Origin of the sequence: Rhodopirellula baltica SH 1 (assembly GCF_000196115.1) — a bacterium.
Taxonomy (GTDB): domain Bacteria; phylum Planctomycetota; class Planctomycetia; order Pirellulales; family Pirellulaceae; genus Rhodopirellula; species Rhodopirellula baltica.
In genome coordinates this window covers 464,056-485,644 of record NC_005027.1, presented here as the reverse complement: position 1 = coordinate 485,644, position 21,589 = coordinate 464,056, and the positions used below count along the sequence as shown (strand labels likewise).

General features: G+C 55.3%; 13 protein-coding genes and 1 tRNA gene. 7 read left to right on the top strand and 7 right to left on the bottom strand.

Annotated features, from left to right (window positions below; translation table 11 throughout):
* The first annotated feature begins 113 nt into the window (after positions 1-113).
* From RB_RS01870 to RB_RS01850, 5 genes are all read left to right on the top strand, one after another.
* Positions 114-632: a sigma-70 family RNA polymerase sigma factor gene (locus RB_RS01870; RefSeq protein ID WP_037247046.1), complete on the top strand. Its 519-nt coding sequence runs from the start codon at positions 114-116 to the stop codon at positions 630-632.
* On the top strand, positions 629-2,101 hold the full coding sequence (locus tag RB_RS01865) for a FecR domain-containing protein (RefSeq protein ID WP_164921360.1): 1,473 nt from the start codon (positions 629-631) through the stop codon (positions 2,099-2,101). The genes RB_RS01870 and RB_RS01865 overlap by 4 nt, the downstream gene beginning before the upstream one ends.
* A 136-nt stretch (positions 2,102-2,237) precedes the next feature.
* Positions 2,238-2,669, top strand: coding sequence for a hypothetical protein (locus tag RB_RS01860; protein ID WP_164921359.1), 432 nt, complete (start codon positions 2,238-2,240; stop codon positions 2,667-2,669).
* 117 nt (positions 2,670-2,786) lie between these two features.
* Entirely contained in the window at positions 2,787-5,258 is a 2,472-nt protein-coding gene (locus RB_RS01855; protein WP_011118122.1) for a PSD1 and planctomycete cytochrome C domain-containing protein, read from the top strand.
* Between the two features lie 143 nt (positions 5,259-5,401).
* A complete protein-coding gene (locus RB_RS01850) occupies positions 5,402-6,964 on the top strand; it encodes a DUF1501 domain-containing protein (protein ID WP_011118121.1) in 1,563 nt (520 codons plus the stop codon).
* Positions 6,965-6,972: 8 nt separating this feature from the next.
* Here RB_RS01850 and RB_RS01845 read toward each other — a convergent pair whose 3' ends face one another.
* Together RB_RS01845 and RB_RS01840 are read right to left on the bottom strand one after the other, a co-directional pair.
* Positions 6,973-7,608, bottom strand: coding sequence for a cohesin domain-containing protein (locus tag RB_RS01845; protein WP_164921358.1), 636 nt, complete (start codon positions 7,606-7,608; stop codon positions 6,973-6,975).
* Positions 7,609-7,940: 332 nt separating this feature from the next.
* The gene (locus RB_RS01840; protein WP_193427761.1) at positions 7,941-9,128 is read right to left on the bottom strand and encodes a cohesin domain-containing protein; all 1,188 of its coding nucleotides are present in this window, start codon (positions 9,126-9,128) and stop codon (positions 7,941-7,943) included.
* Between the two features lie 252 nt (positions 9,129-9,380).
* Here RB_RS01840 and RB_RS01835 point away from each other — a divergent pair, with 252 nt between their 5' ends.
* Positions 9,381-15,368 carry a cadherin domain-containing protein gene (locus RB_RS01835; RefSeq protein ID WP_164921356.1) on the top strand — a complete coding sequence of 1,996 codons (5,988 nt, stop codon included), beginning with the start codon at positions 9,381-9,383 and terminating at the stop codon, positions 15,366-15,368.
* A 104-nt stretch (positions 15,369-15,472) separates the two neighbouring features.
* Here RB_RS01835 and RB_RS01830 read toward each other — a convergent pair whose 3' ends face one another.
* The 4 genes from RB_RS01830 to RB_RS01815 all read right to left on the bottom strand — a co-directional run bounded on the left by RB_RS01830 (position 15,473) and on the right by RB_RS01815 (position 18,219).
* Positions 15,473-16,741 (bottom strand): BBP7 family outer membrane beta-barrel protein, encoded by a 1,269-nt coding sequence (locus RB_RS01830; protein ID WP_164921355.1) that lies wholly within the window; start codon positions 16,739-16,741, stop codon positions 15,473-15,475.
* 521 nt (positions 16,742-17,262) lie between these two features.
* Positions 17,263-17,344 (bottom strand) — tRNA-Ser (locus tag RB_RS01825).
* A gap of 29 nt (positions 17,345-17,373) precedes the next feature.
* The gene (locus RB_RS01820) at positions 17,374-17,850 is read right to left on the bottom strand and encodes a hypothetical protein (protein ID WP_231846119.1); all 477 of its coding nucleotides are present in this window, start codon (positions 17,848-17,850) and stop codon (positions 17,374-17,376) included.
* A gap of 39 nt (positions 17,851-17,889) precedes the next feature.
* Positions 17,890-18,219, bottom strand: a complete 330-nt coding sequence (locus tag RB_RS01815) for a hypothetical protein (protein ID WP_007325957.1) — start codon at positions 18,217-18,219, stop codon at positions 17,890-17,892.
* Between the two features lie 290 nt (positions 18,220-18,509).
* Between RB_RS01815 and RB_RS01810 the strand changes: the two genes are divergently transcribed.
* Entirely contained in the window at positions 18,510-19,943 is a 1,434-nt protein-coding gene (locus RB_RS01810) for a cytochrome c family protein (protein WP_231846118.1), read from the top strand.
* On the opposite strand, the gene RB_RS01805 is transcribed toward RB_RS01810, so the two are convergent.
* The gene (locus RB_RS01805) at positions 19,912-21,525 is read right to left on the bottom strand and encodes an FG-GAP repeat domain-containing protein (RefSeq protein WP_164921354.1); all 1,614 of its coding nucleotides are present in this window, start codon (positions 21,523-21,525) and stop codon (positions 19,912-19,914) included. The genes RB_RS01810 and RB_RS01805 overlap by 32 nt on opposite strands.
* Positions 21,526-21,589: the final 64 nt, after the last annotated feature.

The following is a 21,589-nucleotide window of genomic DNA, read 5'->3' as shown; positions in this document are numbered from 1 at the left end:
TGGCCGCGTGGAGGACGGCGGAATCACAAATTTCGAAAAAACGGCCGCTTTCATGTCATGATTTGAATTGAGCGGATAAGGAACTGATGCAAACCCAATTCCAGGAGTTACGAGTGGACGATTCAACACGCCATGCGACCCGATTGTGGACCTCGGCTCAGCCGGTGGTGGCCGCTTTCGTTGCGTCGGTGGTTCGAGATCGCCGCGATCGCGAAGACGTACTGCAAGAGACAGCGCTCGCGGTTTTGAATTCCTTCGAATCCTACGATTCTTCGCAAGCGTTTCAGGGCTGGGCAATTGGCGTCGCTCGCAACCAAATCAGTTTGTATCTGCGACGTCGTCGACGCGATCGTCTGGTGTTCAACGAAGAAACGATCGCGAATTTGCAGTCGACGTTCGAGCAATCATCGCCTCCGGAGGAACTGGATCATTTGCCGACATGCATCGATCAATTATCAGGTCGCTCCCGAAAGATCTGCGAACTGAGATACCAAAAGGGACTCAAGCCGATCGCGATCAGCGAACAAATTGGAATGACGGCCAACTCGGTATCCAAAGCCTTGCAGCGGATCCGAGAACAACTTCGTGAATGCATCGAAGACAAATTCGTGTCGGAGGGTGCAAACGGATGAGCACTCCCATTCAAACTCTGATCGACGGCTATCTGGATGAAACGCTAACGCCAGATCAATTGTCCGAACTGGAAACATGGATCAACGCAAATCCAGACCATGCGAAACGATTCGCAGACGCAGTTCACTTCGACGAACGGATGACGGCTGAACTGAGTTGGCAACAGTTCACGGATCCCGATTCGGCGAAATCGGATTCGATCGAGCCGTCTCCGGTATCCGCCGCGACTTCTCCGCTAGGCAAGCGGATGGTGTGGACGATTGCTGCCATCGCAGCCACGATTTTGTTGGTGGCTGGATGGGCGATTCGTACGGCCGATGAACCCACCAATGTCAACGGAGCGACAGGGCCATCCATCGCTCAGAATTCCGTTGCACCAGCGGATCCTGATGGCGAGCCCGATACAACGTTTGCGACTTTGGTCCAGTCCATCGATGCGACGTGGGAAGACGAACAGGCTTCGCAATCCGGTGACCGTTTGGACGCCCAAACCATTCGTCTTCGATCCGGCATCGTGCAGGTGCAGTTCGACAGTGGCGTCGAGGTCACGCTGGAAGGCCCGGCATCGTACGAATTGCAATCGATTGATCGAACCAAATTGGCTTATGGGCTTCTTTCCGCCACCGTCCCGCCGGGTGCCGAAGGTTTTCGTGTCGACACACCGTCGGCGCAAGTCATTGACTTGGGAACCGCGTTTGGAATCGAACTGGACCGCGAGGGATTGTCCAAGGTGTCGGTCTTCGACGGCGAAGTGGAGGTGGTCACGGACAAGGATCATCAAAAGCGGTTGCTGACCGAAGGACAAAGCCTCGAACTGTCTTCGGACGGCAGCATGAGTGACATCGCGTTTGAAACCCAGCGTTTCGAAAAGCTGTGGCCGTTCAGCTCGGGAATCGTCAAATCAACCGGCGCGTTCCGGTTTGCTCCACCGTGGCCGCGATTGGTCAACCGAATTCAAAGCGACCGACGCGTCTTTGTTTTGCCCGAAGGTTATGCGACTCGATTGCAATCGCCTTGTTCAGTCGACATCACAGAACCTGGCCAATACACGAAGGCGACGCAGTTGTTGCCATCGGTCATTCCGACCGATCGCCGCGTGCGTTCGTTCCTGTTGATGTTCAATCCCGAGGTTCCGGCCGACGCACCAACGAACCGCCAACGCCCCATGATTCGCGACTTGGAATTGGTCGAGGGAAGCATCACGTTTCAACAACCGATTCTCGGCGTGATCGTTCAAGACAAAACGTTGTTTGCAACCGATGGCCGGTTCTCATTCCGCAGTGCCGCCAGCCTGCCGTTTGGACAAGGTTTGGAACTGGACGCGATGCGCATCAGCGACATCATCACGCTCAGCGAAGACCGCCGAACCATCGACTTGAGCCTGATGTCGTTTGGCCGTCGAGGCGATCACGTTCGAGTGATCGTCGACGCATCCATCCGCCCGTTCTTTCCTCGACGACCGAAGTGATGCATAGCAGCAGAGTTTCAGTTGCCATTGGTGCGAAGCGTCCCACAGGACGTTCCGTGACGTGTTACCTGAAACTTTGCACCAACCGTTCCTTTGGATCAATCTTTTTGCCCCAGTTCCCAAACAGGAATTTACCATGACAAACGAAAACATTGGCTCGAGTCAGCCTGCAGAAGAGCACCCACAGCGACGTCGCTTCTTGATGAAATTGTTGGCCGGCGGAATCGCCCTGCCACTGATCTCGTCAGTCGCGTTCGCTCAAAAACCCAACCGCATGGCCAAAGATGGCGAGCGCGACCCGCAAGCCAGACGGCGGATGGGCGCCGGTATGCAATTGGACTCAACCAAGATCGCAGCGAAATTGATCAAAGACCATGACAAGGACGGCGACGGTGCTCTCAATGAAAAAGAACTCGCCGCAGCCCTGACAGCGATTCGCGAAGATCGAATGCAAGGCATGCGAGGTCGGCAAGGCCAAGGCCGTGAAGGGATGCGACCGGGAGCTGATGGTCAACGTGCGATCCGAAACCAGGACAAAGGCGTGCAGCCCAAACGCCCCGGCGAATGATGGTGACCGACGCCGGTGGTGCCGGTCAGTGATCCGGGGGTTTCGCTTTGAAGGACGACAGGCTGGAAGCCTATCCCACATTGGATGCCCATTCTTATCTCTTCTCTGTCAGACTTCATGATTGCACGTGACGCCATGAAAACGTTCGTCTTTTCTATGTTGGTCGCTTCGTTGAGCGTGATCGGTACGCTTGAGTTGCGGGCCCAAGAGACCGCCGAAATCTCTCCGGAACAACTCGAGTTCTTTGAGAATCGAATTCGTCCGGTGCTGGTTCGCGAATGCTATGAGTGCCACTCAGCAGAATCGGGCAAGACGCGGGGCGGCCTGCGACTGGACACGCGAGACGCATTGCTGTTGGGCGGTGAGTCAGGACCGTCGATCGTTCCCGGCCATCCAGAGGACAGTCCGTTTTGGGATGCGATCACGTACAACGGTTGGGAGATGCCACCACGAGGCCAACTGCCCGACGATGTGCTGGCGGATTTCAAACGATGGATTGAAATGGGATTGCCCGATCCACGCATTCGCGAATCGATCACGGTGGAAAGCACGATCGATTTGGAAGCCGGTCGAGATCACTGGGCCTTTCAGAAACCGCTCGATCAAACGCCTCCCGATGTCCAGGATTCGGATTGGGCCAAGTCGTCGATCGACCGCTATGTGTTCGCGAAATTGGAAGACAATGGTCTGGAACCCGCGGCCGATGCGGATGCGGCGACTCTGCTACGTCGTCTTTCGTTCGACTTGGTCGGATTGCCTCCTTCCCCCGATGAAGTTCAGTCGTTTCTGCGTGCAACAGCCAAGGATCGCGACGCGGCGATCGAGGCCAAGGTGGACGAACTGCTCGACAGCCCACGTTTTGGCGAACGTTGGGGACGTCACTGGATGGACGTGGCTCGCTATGCCGAATCATGCGGCAACAGCACCAACAACACGTATCCGCATGCGTGGCGTTACCGCGATTATGTGATCGATTCTTTCAACGACGACACGCCCTACGATCGCTTCATCGCCGAACAAGTCGCCGGTGATTTGTTGCCCGTCAAAACAGACGAACAGTGGCAAGAAAACCTGATCGCAACCGGGTTTCTGGCGATTGGAACCAAGAACCTGGTCGAACGAAATCCGCGGCAAGTCCAAGCGGACATCATCGATGAGCAGATCGACACGGTGACCAAAGCGTTCTTGGGTTTGACCGTTGCCTGTGCCCGTTGCCACGACCACAAATTGGATCCGATCCCCACAACCGACTACTACGCGATGGCTGGGATCTTTCAGAGCACCAACACGTACTATGGAACGGCTGAGGGGATCACCAATCGAAACGCATCGGATCTGTTGCAACTGCCGATTGAGGACAAAGTGCCCGCCGGTAGAAAATATTCACTCGACGAAATTGAAGACCTCAACGAACGAATGCGAGATGTTCGTTCTCAGATGGCCGAAGCGGTTCGCGACCGTGACAATCCATCGCAACAGCAAACGGTCATTCGGTTGCGGGCTCAAATCGCGTTGATCCAAGGGGTGTTGTCAGAGATCGAAGACGACGGCACTCCGCGGACGCTCGCGATGGGTGTGCAGGAATCCGATTCCTGCCAAGACGCAGCGGTTTTGGTTCGCGGTGACGTGGAGACTCCCGCTCAACGCGTGCCACGGGGTTTCGTTCAAGTTCTCCCACACAGTTCCGACTTCTCGATCCCGTCTGATTCCAGTGGACGGATGGAATTGGCACAGTGGCTGACTTCGCCCGAGAATCCATTGACCGCCCGTGTGATGGTCAATCGCATTTGGCTGCATCTGTTTGGTGAAGGCATTGTGTCGACGCCAAACAATTGGGGACTGACCGGGCAAGCTCCTTCGCATCCCGAGTTGCTGGATCACTTGGCAATGGAGTTCGCGAAGGATTGGTCCGTGAAGTCAATAATTCGCGACATTGTGTTGTCGCGAACTTATCAAATGAGTTCACGAATGGACGAGGCGAACTACGAAGTCGATCCAGACAACCGAATGCTTTGGCGTGCCAGTCCTCGACAGTTGGATGCGGAATCCATGCGAGATGCGATCCTTGCGATTGGCGGTGGACTGAATCTGGAACGTCCGATCGGATCGCCCATCGCTCGCTATGGAAACAACCGAATCGGCAGAACACTCGACGCTTCGCTGTTGGATGGACTGAACGATCGTCGATCGGTGTATTTGCCGATCGTTCGTGATGCCGTGCCGCGTTCACTGGCGTTGTTTGATTTTGCCGACCCGAGTCTCAGCAATGCGAAACGGGACGTGTCGAACGTTCCAACCCAGGCGTTGTATTTGATGAACGATGAGTTTGTCCTGCAGAACGCGGAGGCGCTGGGCCGGCGATTGCTCGATGAGCACAAGAACACTCGCGATGGCGTTGCCGCAGCGTTCCTGGCGACTTATGGCCGGCCCGCGACTGATTCCGAGATCCGAAGCTGCGTGGACTTCTTCCAAGAATTCGTGGGGCCGGCTCGAAGAAGATCCAGCCGCTTTTTGCAAACACAAGAACTTGCGATGACCGCATTCTGCCAAGCGTTGATCGCCTCGGCTGAATTCCGATGTCTGAACTGAATCATGTGAAATGGGTTTCCAGCTCGTGGACCTCACTCCCAGGTTGGAAACCTACGCCACAGGGAATTGCCGCACCGGGCGGCTTGCGCCGCTCCGCTAAGAAGCTTCACTCCTCCACTTCGTAATCACATCAGGTCAACGTTATGTCAGAGCCAAACGATCTCTCTCGCCGCAACGCACTCAAAGCAGTCAGCAGCGGATTTGGCTACCTCGCGTTTGCGGCATTGGCTACCGAACAAGCACGCGCCAGCAATCCACTGGAGGTGAAAGAGCCACACTTTGAATCCAAAGCCAAGCGAGTCATCTTTCTGTCGATGCGGGGTGCACCGTCACATGTCGACACGTTTGATTACAAACCGCAACTGACACAAGACACAGGAAAAGTTGGCAAGTACGGTGGTACCGGACGGTTGCTGGGATCGCCGTGGGAATTTCGTCAGCGAGGCGATAGTGGTTTGTGGATCTCGGAATTATTCCCTGAACTATCGAAGCAAGCCGATGAACTTTGTTTACTGCGAGGCATGCACTGCGATCAGCCCAATCACCCACAAGCGACCACGCAAACTCACACGGGAAACTTCCAGTTCCCGCGGCCGTCGATGGGGGCGTGGACGCTTTATGGTCTTGGCACCGAAAACGAGAACTTGCCCGGGTTCATCGTTTTGAATCCGTCCCCTGGTGACAGCGGCAACTATGCCAGTTCATTCTTGCCGGCGATCTATCAGGGAACCAAGATGAAAGCGGGCGGTCGAAGCCGCGGCGGGTTTGCTCAAAACATGATGCGTGCAAACACTTCGAATCAACCCGGTCGAACGCGCCGCGGGATGCAATCGGGAATGAACGGTGATCGACGCCGACGCTATGCCGAGTCGCGGATGGGGATGTCGGGCGGTATGGATTCATCGATGCAACAGCGTCCGTTTGGCCGTCCCTTCCGCGATCAATTCGCCGGACGCGATGACAGTGCGATTCCGAATCTGACCAACCGCATGTTGGATCCGGACCTGCAGCGCATTCAGTTGGATCTGATTCAAAACCTGAATCAAAACAAACTCGATCGCGATGGGCACCAGCCACAAGTGGAAGGCATGATCGAATCGTTTGAGTTGGCTTATCGAATGCAGTCCGAGATGCCCGAAGCGATCGATTTGTCCGATGAATCTCAGGACACGTTGGACCTGTACGGCATCAACGGTTCGGGCACGGATGACTTTGGTCGTCAGTGCTTGATGGCACGACGTTTGGCAGAACGCGGCGTCCGATTCATCGAATGCGTCAGCCCCGGATGGGATCACCACCGAAACTTGCGAGATGAAATGGACGATCATTGCTCGCAGATCGATCAACCCATCGCGGGGTTGTTGCAAGACCTCAAGCAACGAGGTTTGCTGGATGAAACACTGGTGATCTGGGCCGGTGAATTTGGCCGAACTCCACACGCTCAAAACGGAGATGGCCGCGACCACAACAACAAGGGTTACACCACTTGGATGGCCGGCGGCGGAGTTCGCGGTGGCTTCAGTTATGGAGCCACCGACGAACATGGTTACGAAGCCGTCGAAGGCAAATGCCACATCCACGATTGGCACGCCACGATCCTGCACCTGCTAGGGCTGGATCATGAAAAGTTGACCTATCGTTATGCGGGCCGCGACTTCCGATTGACCGATGTCTACGGAAGTGTGATCAGCGAGATTGTCGGTTGACCGGTCATTCAACCGTTGCGTTGAAAGCCAAGCATTCTTCCGTGAACGGGTGATCGGAAGATATCGTTCATGACCGTGTCCACGTGGCTGGGTTTCAAGTGGTCCGGCAAGACCGGGCCAATGAATGGCTTCGTCTCCGGCGGTGCAAACATGTCTGTCGAGCGTGCGGAACGCATTGCAGAACGGTCCGTTGGGTCCGGTCCCGCGACGGGTTCGGATTCCAATTCGATTGTGCCTTCGTTCAACCGGACATGTTGGAGATCCAACTTTGCCGGAGTCAAGCAAGCCGCATTTCGCGATTGATCGATTTCGATGTCGAGCAAGTTGCCGTCGCTGCCGAGGATCGGCTGAGTGGAAAACACATAGGCAACCACGGTGCCGGATTCCTCATCGACATTCGCAATGAGAGCGGCTTTGTTGTTCCAGATCGCACCGGGGCGGATGTCTTCTTTTTCGATTTGCACGAACTGAGGGTCGAACTCAAATCGAATCTCGGCAGCTCGAAGTGCGGGAGCATCTTCGACTCGGATCGAAGCCACGGACTCTTGCATCGGAACTGGTCCGATGAGGTCCAACGAAACACTTGCCATCAAGTGTCGACCTTCCAAACGCTCGGTCGTCAACGCGCGACATGTTTTGGCCATCCTGGCTCCCATGTATGTTTCCGAATGGAATCTTCTGTTCATCGCGAGTGCAATGAACGCCCAGCAAATTCAATTGGAGTTCGAAACTCCAATCGAACTTGGGGACTTCAATCAAAGAAGTAGTCCAGGCTGAACATTTGTGTCAACGTCACTCAGCGAACACTCTGCAAGAATTCGCTGGCGCAAAACCGAGTTTCATTGAGAGTCATCTAAGTGACTCAGATCGTTTTCTTAGCGGGCAATGCGAAGCGGAAACACAGATTGCAAACAGAAATCTGTTTCATGGCACGAGCAAATAGTTCGTGCCCGAAACGCGGGATTCAAAAGCTTCGCTAAAACAGATTGTTTGCAAAAACTTCATCGACCGCGGCGGTGTCATCCGAGTCGTCGTCACCGGAACCAACGGGGGTTCCCATCGCCGCCGTTTGTGCGGTGGCAACACTCGATGCGGTGGAAGTTACCGGCGATGTGGTTGACTCATCCATCAAGGGTTCGCCGCTGGCCGTTGAATCCGAAGTCGCGGTGGTGGTTGCCTCGGTCCCGCTAGCGGACGAAGTGGATGCCGCCACGACACTGGAACTTGCTGCCGCAGAACTTGTCGCACTGGAGCTATTCGTTGACTCGGCGAAGGTGTTGATCTCGCTGATTGCGTCGTTCCAATTGTCAGAACCAACGGGCATCACCGTGTTCGTGTGCAAGCGATTGAAGATGTACTGAGGAAGCAGCCCCAGTTCGCGGAAGTTCTGATCTTCGGGCGCGGTGCCTTCGACAAGCGTGACGGTCAGCTCGTTGACACCACTGTCCAAGTAAGCGACTGGTTGCGACTGAACAATTTCATATTCGCCGGGTGCCAAATCGGTGAACTCGTAACTGCCGTCGGCATCAGTGGTTGTCTGAAATTCTGCGCCGGTGGATGTGTTGGTTAGAGTGACTGTGACGCCCGGGATGGCTTCGCCGGTTCCAACAACGTTGTCATTGTTTGCGTCCGCGTATACAAATCCAGAGATCGAGTCATCGCCGGTTGCTGCCGCGGTGATGGTGATCAATCCGTCGGTTGAGTCCGATCCGGAAACGGGTGCTGGATCGACCGAGATTTGTCCTTCGTTCAATGTGACTTGTGTCAGGTCCAGCACCGTGGTGCTATCCACCACTGCGTTGCTAGCCACTGAAAACGGAAGTTCGACCAGACTGCCGGAAACGTCAGTCAACGCACTGGAGGCAGAAACAAAGATGACCACTGTTCCCGCCGCGTCGTCCACATTCGCAGTGACTTGGGTGTCACTTCCGGCCCCCCAAATACTGCCGAAGTCGATGTCATCAGCATCGAGATCCAACACCGACGTGTCGTAGCTCAACCGAATCTCCGCCGCACGCACTCCGGTTGCCGAGTCAATGTTCACTGGAACAGAGACGATCGCATCGGGTGCCGACGTGAGGTCATCAGGAATATTGACCGCTGCGAGAAGGCGTCGGCCTTCGAGCGATTCAACGGAAAGGCGACGGGATCGAGAAGGTTTCATCAGAGCTTGCCAGAGTCTTTCTTGTTGTTTCGATGTCTCACTCAACGATACCTCTGACGCATCAACGCACACAAAATTTCTAAAAAAATTTCAAAAGCCCGGTGACGAAATTCGTTCGGCGTCGTCTTAAAATCATCGTGGGCTCGAATTGAGCACTCCGTTTGTCGCCAGGGACCGCGTGACAATCCAACCTCAGCAGGGACGGCAGTATTGCTTTTCTCTCGACCCTTGGTCGAACAAGGTCTCCCATCTATGAAACCCGCTGTCCAACGATTGCTAGCTCGTCTGACTTCGAATAAATCCCGTCATTCCCGCCACAAAAGCCGATATCTCGGATCGAGCGATCGTCGATTGAAAGTCGAATCGCTGGAGTCACGTCGCGTTTTGGCGGCCACGATCGCTTCCTTCGCACCCACTCCATCCGGCTTCACCGCTGAGTTGAGCGAAGAGATCAGCGTCCAAAAAATCAACTTGTACGACACTGAAGCTGGAGCGGCGGGCGCCGCTGACGTGACGTTGCAGGGTGCAACGACTGGTGAAGTGCGCGGTTCACTCGTTATCAACGGCACAACCGTTACATTCATTGCAACCGATGGACCGCTCGCTGCCGACACCTACACAGCGACTCTTCGAAGTGCCAGCGACGGCTTCACCGATCTGGCTGACGGCGAGCTTCTTGATGGCGATGACAACGGAACCGCCGGCGGCAACTTTGTAACGACGTTCACCGTTGCCAGTCCCGCGTCGTTGGTTGTTGGGTTGCCCGACATCGTTCGCGGACCCAGCCAAACGGTTCAGTTGCCCGTCGGTGGCAGCGGCACGGAATTGCCAGCCGGGCTGCCGATTCAACTGAGCAATGCGGATGGCGTGACGTCGGTCACCATGACAATCCAGTACGATCCTGCACTGCTTGATATCTCGGGCGTTCAACTTGGTGCTGATGCCCCCACCGGCAGCCAAGTCGAAGCGAACTTGGACACCCCCGGCGTTGCAACGATCACGTTCTTCAGCCTGGAGGCCATGGACGCGGGCCAAGCCGACATCATCGACTTGATCGCGACCATTCCAGAAGACGCTCCTTATGGTTCGACTGGCAGCCTGACGATCAGTTCGTTGGATGTGAATGCGGGAGCCATGACCGCCAGCGCGGACGATGCCATTCAAGTCGTCGCGTTCCCCGGCGACGTCAACGCCAACCGTCGTTACGACGCCGAAGATGCTCGGTTGGTTGCTCGTGTAGGAGTCGACTTGGACAGCGGCTTTGTTGTCACCGACGCAACCGCATCCGGCGAAACCTTTGTGCCTTTCGCCGCGATCGACCCGAACCTGCTCGGTGATGTGACGGGACAAGACGGACTGAGCCCACTCGACGCGAGCGATTTGTTGCGACGAGTCGTCGGATTGTCGACGCCAAACATTCCGGATCTACCGGATGCCCAAGCACCGACAAACATCAGCCTTTCCAGCACCACCGTGGCAGAAAATGTTGCCGTGGGAACTTCCGTGGGAACGTTCTCCACGATGGATCCTGACTCGGGCGACACACACACCTATGCATTGGTTTCTGGCACAGGTGACACGGACAACAGTTCGTTCACCATCTCGGGCAACACTTTGTTGACCGCAGAAGTTTTCGACTCATCGGTGCAAGACACCTACACCATCCGCGTGCAGACCACCGACTCGACTGGTCGCACTCTTGAGCGTGTCTTCACGTTGACGGTTACCGATCAAAATGTCGCTCCCACCGGGATTTCGCTGAGCGACACATCGATCGCTGAAAACGAAGCGGCGAGCACTTCGGTTGGCGACCTTTCGACCACCGATAGCAACACCGGGGACACGTTCACTTACAGCATCGTTTCGATCGACGGCAGCACCACCGACACCACATTTGCCATCTCTGGCAATTCGTTGGTCGCCACAGAATCGCTCGATTTTGAAACCAAGAGCAGCTACACCGTCGTGGTTCGCACCACCGACCAAGGCGGATTGTCATTCGATCAGACCTTCACCATCAATGTCGATGACATCAACGAAGCTCCCACCGCGATCGCTCTGAGCGATGATTCGGTTGCGGATGATTCGGTCTCGGGAACCGTCGTTGGATCCTTCACCACCACCGACGTGGATGCATCCGACACGTTCACCTATGCGTTGGTATCCGGCACTGGTGACACGGACAACGCCTCGTTCACCATCGTGGGCAATGAACTGCGAACGGCGACAACGATCGACTTCGACACGCAAAGCAGTTACAGCATCCGAATCCAAACAACGGATTCGGGCGGCGAAACTTTTGAACAAGTCTTCACGATTGTTCAAAGCAACGAAGGACCGACTGCGATCTCGCTCAGCGATTCCACCGTGGCTGAGAACGGATCGGCCGGAGATACCGTGGGCACATTCAGCTCCACCGACCCGACATCCGGTGACACGTTCACGTACACCTTCGTGACCGGTGAAGGCGACGACGACAATGCGTTGTTCCAAATCGACGGCGATGAATTGCAAACCGCCGGATCTTTGGATGCTGAAACGCAAGGCACGCTGACGATCCGAGTTCGCAGCACCGACTCGACGGGCGAATTCACCGAAGAAACCTTCACCATCACGGTTTCCAGCGTCAACGAAGCACCGACCACGATCACTTTGTCGGGAACCCACGTTGCAACCGGTGAACCAAGCGGCACGACGGTTGGAACTCTGGGCACCGATGATCCGGATTCCGGCGACACGATCACCTACACGTTGGTTTCGGGAACCGGCGACACGGACAACGCTTCGTTCACCATCTCCAATGGAGAATTGGTGACCGCGTTTGCGGCCAACCAGCAAACCCAATCGTCTTATTCGGTGCGAGTGAGAGCACAGGATGCGGATGGGCTGTCCACCGAAGAAACCTTCACGATCACCATCACGTCGACCAACGTGGCGCCCACCGCCATCGCGATTGACAACAACGACGTCGAGGAAAACGCAGACATCGGCACCACCGTCGGCACGCTCAGCACGACCGACGCCAACACAATGGACTCGTTCGTCTACACGTTGGTCAGTGGCACGGGAGATACCGACAATGCATCCTTCGCGATTGACGGCAACAACTTGGTGACCGCCGCGTCGCTGGACTTCGAAACCCAATCGTCTTACTCGGTCCGAATCCAAAGCACCGATCCGTTTGGATTGTCGACCGTGGAAACGTTCACGATCACCGCCACAAACGTGAACGATGCTCCGACCGCGATCGCGATCGACAACAGCACGATTGCAGAAGACACCGCGTCAGGAACGACGGTTGGCTCGTTCACCACCACGGACGACGATGCGTCGGACACGTTCACCTATGCCCTGGTCAGTGGCGATGGCGACACGGACAACGCTGCCTTCACCATCAGTGGAAACAACCTGGTCACCGCGACCACGTTCGACTTCGAAACTCAGTCTTCCTACTCGATCCGAGTTCAGACGACCGATTCCGCCGGCGCGACCTTCGAACAAGTCCTCACGATCACCGTGACTGACACCAACGAAGTCCCCACCGCGATTTCGCTGGACAACAGCAGCATTTCGGAAGACGCCGCGTCTGGCACCACGGTGGGTGCATTCAGCACGACGGACGCCGATGCATCGGACACCTTCACTTACACCTTGGTCAGCGGAGAAGGTGACACCGACAATGCCGCGTTCACCATCAGCGGCGGGAACTTGGTGACCGCAACCACGTTCGACTTCGACACCCAGTCGTCTTATTCGATTCGTGTCCAAACGGAAGACTCGGCCGGAGCTACCTTCGAGCAAGTCTTGACGATCACGATCACGGAAAACGAAGCCAACCAAACGCCAACCGCGATTTCGATCGACAACACGGATATCGAAGAGCACGCGACCGTCGGAACCACTGTGGGGTCGCTCAGCACGACCGACGCGAATGCTTCGGACACATTCACCTATGCCTTGGTCAGCGGCGAAGGCGACACGGACAACGCTGCCTTCACGATCAGTGGCAGCAATCTCGTGACAGCCACTACGTTCGACTTCGAGACTCAATCGTCTTACTCAATTCGAGTGCAAACGACCGATTCGGGTGGAGCCACGTTTGAACAAATCCTGACTCTGTCGATCACCGATTCCAACGACGCTCCAACGTCGCTCGCGATTGACAACGCAACGATCTCCGAAGATGTGGCATCTGGCACTGTCGTTGGTGCTCTGAGCACGACGGACGCTGACGCTGGTGACACGTTCACATATGCCCTCGTCAGCGGTGAAGGCGACACCGACAACGCTGCCTTCTCGATTGATGGCAGCAACTTGGTGACAGCGACGACGTTCGACTTCGACACCCAATCGTCGTACTCGGTTCGTGTTCAATCGACGGACTCGGCTGGAGCAACCATCACGCAGGTCTTGACGATCACGATCACCGGCACGAACGCCGTGCCAACCGCGATCGCGATTGACAACGACACCATCGCTGAAGACGTCGCATCGGGAACGGTCGTCGGTGCGTTGAGCACGACCGATGCGGATGCTGGCGACACGTTCACGTACGCCTTGGTCAGCGGCGATGGTGACACTGACAATGCCGCCTTCACCATCGATGGCAGCAACCTCGTCACAGCGACAACGTTTGACTTCGAAACGCAGGATTCTTACTCCGTTCGAGTTCAAACGACGGATTCGGCGGGAGCGACATTCGAACAAGTCCTGACGATCTCGGTGACAGACGTCAATGAAACGCCGACTGCGATTGCAATTGATAACAGCAGCGTTGCCGAAGACGTCGCTTCGGGAACCGTCGTTGGCGCGTTGAGCACAACGGATGCGGATGCCGGCGACACGTTCACGTACGCCTTGGTCAGCGGCGATGGTGACACCGACAACGCCTCCTTCACCATCGATGGCAGCAACCTCGTTACAGCCACAACGTTCGACTTCGAAACGCAGGATTCTTACTCCGTTCGAGTTCAAACGACGGACTCTGACGGAGCAACCTTCGAGCAAACGCTGACGATCTCGATCACCGATGTGAACGAGGCTCCCACGGCGATCTCGATCAGCAGCAGTGTTGTCACCGAAGATTCGACCTCGGGCACCACGGTTGGCTCATTCAGCACCACCGATGTGGATGCATCGGACACGTTCACCTATACCTTGGTCGCTGGCGACGGTGACACGGACAATGCCTCGTTCACGATCGACGGCGGAAACTTGGTGACCGCGACGACGCTCGACATGGACACCCAATCGTCCTACTCAATTCGAGTGCGAAGCACCGATGCGGGCGGCTCATTCGTGGAGCAGACGTTCACAATCACCGTGACGGAAACCAACTCTGCCCCCACCGCCATCGCACTTGACGACGCGACGATCGCAGAAAACGCTGCCATTGGAACAGTTGTGGGTGCACTCAGCACCACGGACGCGGATGTGGCTGACACATTCACGTATTCGTTGGTCAGTGGTGTGGGTGACACCGACAACGCCTTGTTCGCGATCGACGGAGGCAACCTGGTGACCGCCGCGACCTTTGACTTTGAAACTCAATCGTCGTACTCCGTTCGTATCCAAAGTTCGGATGCCGTCGGCGAAACGGTCAGTCAATCCTTCGTGATCACTGTTGTCGATATCAACGATGCTCCCACAGGACTGACACTGCCCTTCCCAGCCATTGCGAGCGGTCAAGCCAGCGGATTCCTGGTTGGAAATCTGGGAGCGGAAGATCAAGACGCCGGTGATACCTTCACCTTCGAATTCGTTTCCGGCGAAGGAGACCTCGACAATGACAAGTTCACCTTGGTAGACGGAGCATTGCGAACCGCGGAAGCTACCGACGACGCGATCCAAGCTCTCTACTCGATCCGAGTTCGCGTGACCGATTCCGATGGACTCACTTTTGAGGACACAGCGGATCTAATCGTCACCGAAGAAAACGTGGCCCCGACCGCCATCTTGTTGGACGCAACAACGGTTGCTGATGGTGCCGCGAGTGGAACCACGGTCGGCACGTTCACTGCGACCGACGCCAATGACTTCGACGAACACACGTTCGAATTTGTAGCCGGCGAAGGAGACACCGACAATGCATCGTTCACCATTGTGGATGGTGTGTTGACGACCAACTTCGAAGCCGATGCATCCACGCAATCCAGCTACAGCATCCGTGTGTTGTCAACGGACCGCTATGGATTGGCCGTGGAAGAAATGCTCACGATCACCATTGAGACCACTGTGTGATCGTTTTCGTTCGGCTCGCCCAAGTCTGGCTTCGTCCAGACTTGGGTGGTCGGATGATGTACCAAATGTCGCCGCTTGTGTGACGACGTCCCAACATCCAGTTTTTAGAACTGGAACGTTGCTCCGATGTTCAAACCATGTGCAATGAAGCTACTGGTTGTCAGATCATAAGCCGGTTGATTCGTTCCCGTTGGTGCTTCCGGTGGGAACAGTGAGACGTTGCGATCGATTGCGTCTTCCACGCGAACGACATCGGACCAAATCATCATGCTGTATCCGATCGTCAGCTTCATATCGCGATGAACTTGGGTGGTCAGGTTCAATCCGATCTCAGGCAACACCATGAACGACGAATCATCGTATGTCCCGATGTTGGTTGATTGAGCGAGCAGACCACCGGCAAAGGTGGACGATCCGCCGCCCGGAACGGTGTTGGTCGTTTGACCAGCGATCGTCGTCTCCGCTCGATTGACTCCAAAGGCAATTTTGGCGTGAGCGTCCCAGGTCGTTGCGCCCGAACATCGTTGCAATTGAAGACCAACCTGAGCGCCATGAAATTGGTTTTCTGCATCGAACTGATCAAACAGGTCCACTGTCGTTCCTGAGATGATCGGCCCCTGCGCCGCGGTGTATTCGGATGATTGATCGATCCGCAACATTTCTTCAAGGCTTCCGTATCGGTAGCCCAACAAGAAGTCGACGCGTTGGCCTCGCATGGAAGACAACGAATGCCGGCGATTGAATTCGAACGACGCCAACTCATTTTCGGCTTGGATGTTCACTGACCCGGCAAGAAAATCCGGATGAGCGATCAGCATCGATGACTCAGCACCGGCACCGGTGTCGAATACCGGCCGAGCCAACAGCCCTCGGTTGCTTTGGTAGGTCTCTTCGTCGCGGAAGATTCCCATCCCACTCAGTTCAAATCCGTTGCCACAATTGTCGTCGCTCCAACCCAAAGTCACTCGCATGCCGGAACGCATGGAGTCCAACACGGTGTTGTTGCCAAACAACGTCGTCGTTCCGGCTTGCCCCAGCACTCCTGTGTCTTCCGGGTCGGTGCCATCAGGGCTGGTGGTGACGAGAGGCGGCAAATCCATTCCGTCGAGCGACCAAAGCAAGTATTCCGCTCGCACCCAGAACCGTCTTGCTGAACGACGGATCGTGCATTGATCACAGCTACCACATCCATCACACGAAGTGACAGCGGGACCGCGATAAGCATCCTCGTAAATTTCGTAGCCTGATGGGTCGTAACCGAACGACTCGTACGAAACACCTTCCACATCAGAATTGTCCAGCGTTTCGCCGGCGGTGACAACGTCAGGGTCTGCTACGCTTTTGCCATTGATCGACTTGGGATTCCAAGTCATTTTTTCGGTCGTCTGAGAGGCTTTCGCCCGACTCGACGATCCGCCAGGACCTTGAGCCGAGACGCCCGGAGATGCCAGCAGGCACCCAAGCAATGTAAGCCGCGGTATGAGTCGGACAATATTCATAAACGAATGGGATGCAGGGGGATGCCCGTCATCGTTCGAGTTCAGGTGCTCTGATTCAAAAGTGCAGGGGATGGCTCGGACAGGCTCACGATTTTCCGCGAGCCACGTGCATTCGGTTTGCGTCATGAAGGCGCATTGGATGCCGAGACCACTCTGCAACCATGCTTTACTACACACCAGCGAGCGTCGCCAACAAGAGAACCTGGTGAGATTTTGAGCGGAATCGAGATCGCGATGCCCAAATTTCATCCGCCGGGAACGTCTCCGCACGGTCGAGCAAGCCGTCTCGCACCGGTAGAAAGGACGATGCGATTTGATGGGCGGCTTCGGAAGCGGTTGCCAGCCTACGAAAAAACCTCGCAAAACAATCTGCTTTGCGAGGTTTTTTCTGACAGCGGAGGACACGGGACTCGAACCCGCAACCCATTGCTGGGCAACTGATTTCGAATCAGCCTGCTAGCCATTCGCTTATCCTCCGGGCCTGTGCGCCATTCTGACAAAAGCCGTCATCCCGTCAAGTCATCGCGAGGTGCGACTTCGACGTTGAACTCAAATTGTTGCTGTCCTGACATCTGTTGCCGGATCTTCGACAGCAACGTGGTCTCTTGTGACAGTCGATCCTCAATTTCGGCGGCTCGGGGGTGGTCCGATGCCACTCGGATTTCACCGTCAGACAACTGCAGGTTCACTTCCGTTCCGGGAGCCAAACCCATGTCTCGAAGAAATTTCCCCAAAGTCTCGCGGATTGCGTTCAAACCGCTTTCCGACTCGCTTGATCCCGAACCAGATTCCGAGGCGGTTCCGGCGAAAATGTCTGCAAATGAGTCCCCGGACTCTTTTGGCTCACGCAAATTCTCAACGATATCACCGGCGGATTCGATCCACTGCGAAGCAACCTGCCCCGTCGCTTGAACGGCACGGATTGCCAACCCGGAGTAGATCGGCAGCGACATCAGCGGCATCAAAAGTGGTCGGTGAGCCATCAAGCCGTCTTTCAAATGAGGAAGGTGTGAAGACTCGACTCAGTGTTTGTGCTGAGTTTCGAAGCCGTATTCCTTCAACCATTTTTCCCATTTGTGAGCTTCGTCGTGCGTCTTCAATTGCAGCGTTTTCCATTCAACGCAGCGGTACTTCAAGTCATCGTGACCATTGTGGGCGTGACGCTGAGTCTCGCACTTCAGGGTCTTCAACGTCTTTTCGATTGTGTCGGCCGCTTTTTTGTCGTGAATGTGCTTCGCTTTCCATTCTTTGCAGCGATAGTTCACGGTTTCAGCAGCCGAAACTTCAGCAGCGGACGGAGTGGCCAGCGAAAAACCAGCAACCATCAATGACAACAAAACCAGACGAAACATGGGGTGGGATTCCTGGGTAGGGAACACAAGGTGGGAAGTTCACAATGTGTTGATTACCCCACAATCCCTCATCAGGTCAAGGCAAGCTCAGTCTGGCCACAAATCGCAGCGATCAAAAATTCGTTCGGTCGGCCGGGTTCAACTTTCGTCGTATTTGTCGAATGCCGGCCACAGGCCACCCGAGCAAATTTGATAAAATCCAGATTGTCCTTTCCGTCGCGGCGAGGGGCACCTGAGATCCTATTCCCCGCCGTTATTTCGCTGCTCGCTCTCTTACGAAGTTGTTTGCATTGGCTGACTCATCAGGCTCCCGAGTTTGGTTGATCGCGGCGATCATCGTCGGACTGTTCGTCGCGGTGGCATACATCGTCCATGATTCCGACGATCAAAGTGAACTCGTGGAAAAGCTTTCGCGAAAGCTGGATTCTCCTGCATCGGTTATTCCCAAAAGCGAGCAACCAACCGATGTGGTGCGAGTGACCTCGACGGTGGTAGCTCAAAAAGATGTGCTTCCCGGGTCGTGGGTTTTGCAGAAAGAAGACAAACCTCGCCCCCGTTTGATCCTGCCGTTTGAATCTCTGGAAGACGGTCCATCCGCCAGCCGAACGCCGGGAGAGGTTTCGGCTGAGCATGCCAACGAAGAAGGCTTTCTCGGGGCGGATTCGTGTGCGGACTGCCACCAAACTCGCCATAGCGGTTTTTTGCTAACCGCCCATCATCGGACCAGCAGTGTCGCAACACAAAATCGCATTTTGGGATCGCTGGAGTCGCCAGACAATCAATTGACAACTAGCGATCCAGACCTCTCTGTGACAATGCACTCCAAGGAAGACTCCGTCGTCCAGGAAGTCTCACTTGCCGATTGGAGCGTTGACGTACCGATGGATGTCATCACAGGCTCAGGCAAGGTGGCTCAAACATTCTTGTACTGGGACGAGGATCGACTCTTTCAATCGTTTGCATCGTATTTCAGCGGTGCCGACCGATGGTTGACCAGCCCCGGATTTGAAGACCTCGATGCCAACTTCGGCCGAGTCATTCGCACGGAATGCCTCGAATGCCACGTCACTTACATTGAGCAAACCGAACCACCCAACCACTATCAATCGTCCTCAGCGGTTTGGGGAATCTCTTGCGAGCGTTGCCACGGCCCGGGAAAATCCCACGTCGAATATCACATCGCAAACCCGGAATCCAAAACGGCAGAACACATTGTCCACCCGAATGAACTTCCTCGGGAAAGGCAGCTGGATATTTGTGGGCAGTGCCACTCAGGATCTTTCGATTTCAAGAAGCCCGCCTTCAGTTTCCGGCCGGGCGACGATCTCAGCGATTTTCACCACACTCTGAAACCTGATTTCGACGACAGCGGTATTCACACCAGCAACCAACTGGCGCGTCTTCGAAAGAGTGAGTGCTTTCTAAATTCAGAGATGACCTGCACGGCGTGCCACGATCCACACGTCGCTCAGCGTGGCGACGAAGCATTCTTTCGCCAAGCATGTTTGAACTGTCACGAAGCCGAGCATTGTGGGATGCGCCCGGAACTACCGGTCAGCATTGCCGACCAGTGCGTTCAGTGTCACATGCCCAGCACCCAAATCGACGACCTCGCCGGAATGAAACTGCAAGGCCTGACCCTTTCTATGGCCGATCATTTCATTCGTGTCGATCGAGAGCACGCGAAAAAGATCAAGGACCAGACGACTGATTCCACCAAATGACGACGTCCGGTTCATTTCCCTTGGCAGTACGCAATAAGTTGCTGATCGCAAAATCGATCTTTCCGTCTCCGTCGAAGTCATCGACTTCGATCGAAGCGTGTTGGTGAGCTCGTTGTTGCACCGACGTCGGCTGAAACACGCCCGGTTCGGTTTGGACCAACATCAAAATGGATGCCATCTCAAATTGCTCAAACTGCTTTTGAATTGGTCCCGCCATCAACGATCCAGCGACGACGTCCAAGTCACCATCACCATCAAAGTCACCAGCCTTTGCCGACAGTACCCCAGGCATCTTGCATAGCTCATGAACCGTGTATGGAAACGCACCTTCGTTTTCCAACCAACAAATGGAATGATAAGGCTTCACACCTCGGTCGAATGAATCCCCATTGGTCATCAGCACGTCCAAGTCATCGTCTTGATCCAGGTCAACCAACTGAATGCCCGACAAACCAAACGCGGGATCGGGTGCAGCAAAGATCACCTCACGATCGAAACCACCTTCTCCATCATTTAGAAATGCTTCAACGGTTTCGTATCCTTGGCTAATCGCCGCGACAAAGTCCATCAGGCCATCCTCATTCAGATCCACGGGCGGAACATGAATTGATCCGTGGCGGTTGTCGACCTCATGAGCGACAAAGCTTTTTGCCAATTGCTTACCATCAGCGACTTCGACTGTGGCTTCCGAAATCTGATTCTCTAAGAGAACGATTCGTCCGCTCTGTCGCCAACCAAATTCAGCAACGATGAGGTCCAGGTCTCCGTCGTTGTCAAAGTCAGCAGGTCGAGCGTCGGCGACACGGCCAAGCCCCTCCATCAAAACCACTTGTTCAAATTCTTCCTGCGACGGGTGTCGACGCAGCCAAATGATTCGGCCTAGATCACTATCGTTGGCATCGAATTCCCCGATGTCTGCGACAACAATGTCTTTGTAGCCATCGCCATCCAAATCACATGCCTCGGCATGCACTGGTTGAAAGAGAGTGGCGAGATGCTTCGAGGTCCCTCCATCGCGATTGGGCCAATGAGCCACAACGGCGCCCGACCCGATGTCGCAGTAGACCAGCGCCGGACCATCGTTCATTCCGATGTCGAGCCACCGCACGTTTGTAATCCCCGGCGGTCGAGGACGCGTCGATTCATCGCTTGCCAAGCCAACGGCCTGGGTGTTGAAATCGATCCTGCATTGGGGGAAGGACTTTGTCCAAGGCGACCAATCGAACTTTTCAGGCGCCTGCATTTCAAAAAATGCGATGACATCATCGCGGGCGGGAACCTTCAAATCAGTCCGTCCCGAAACTTCATACAAGTTCAGCCCCTGGTCGACTTCCCCCGGCCAATGGTCTCGCTCCGAACTGGTGGCCAACGGCAAAACGTGACAGTCAGCACAGAACGCCTTCACCTCGCGATCGACACGCTCATGCCACTCCTTTGACCGCTGAGTCGATGCGGTCTGAACATCGGTGGGTGGACTTGGCGTACTGGCAACGGGTTCATTGGCGCGTTCGCGGCATCCGCCAATCGACGCGAACATCATCACGAGAGTGACAAAAACAGCGTGTGTTCGAAGATTTTGCATGGCAACAATACTATAGTGTCCGTCGCATTCGGTCGTCACTCATTCGGTGGCATTATTGATCACC

Excerpts from the sequence above, each read along its gene's own strand:
- RB_RS01865 (WP_164921360.1), top strand. The coding sequence starts at position 629 with ATGAGCACTCCCATTCAAACTCTGATCGACGGCTATCTGGATGAAACG.
- RB_RS01860 (WP_164921359.1), top strand. The coding sequence starts at position 2,238 with ATGACAAACGAAAACATTGGCTCGAGTCAGCCTGCAGAAGAGCACCCA.
- RB_RS01855 (WP_011118122.1), top strand. The coding sequence starts at position 2,787 with ATGATTGCACGTGACGCCATGAAAACGTTCGTCTTTTCTATGTTGGTC.
- RB_RS01850 (WP_011118121.1), top strand. The coding sequence starts at position 5,402 with ATGTCAGAGCCAAACGATCTCTCTCGCCGCAACGCACTCAAAGCAGTC.
- RB_RS01845 (WP_164921358.1), bottom strand. The coding sequence starts at position 7,608 with ATGGCCAAAACATGTCGCGCGTTGACGACCGAGCGTTTGGAAGGTCGA.
- RB_RS01840 (WP_193427761.1), bottom strand. The coding sequence starts at position 9,128 with ATGAAACCTTCTCGATCCCGTCGCCTTTCCGTTGAATCGCTCGAAGGC.
- RB_RS01835 (WP_164921356.1), top strand. The coding sequence starts at position 9,381 with ATGAAACCCGCTGTCCAACGATTGCTAGCTCGTCTGACTTCGAATAAA.
- RB_RS01830 (WP_164921355.1), bottom strand. The coding sequence starts at position 16,741 with ATGACTTGGAATCCCAAGTCGATCAATGGCAAAAGCGTAGCAGACCCT.
- RB_RS01820 (WP_231846119.1), bottom strand. The coding sequence starts at position 17,850 with ATGGCTCACCGACCACTTTTGATGCCGCTGATGTCGCTGCCGATCTAC.
- RB_RS01815 (WP_007325957.1), bottom strand. The coding sequence starts at position 18,219 with ATGTTTCGTCTGGTTTTGTTGTCATTGATGGTTGCTGGTTTTTCGCTG.
- RB_RS01805 (WP_164921354.1), bottom strand. The coding sequence starts at position 21,525 with ATGCAAAATCTTCGAACACACGCTGTTTTTGTCACTCTCGTGATGATG.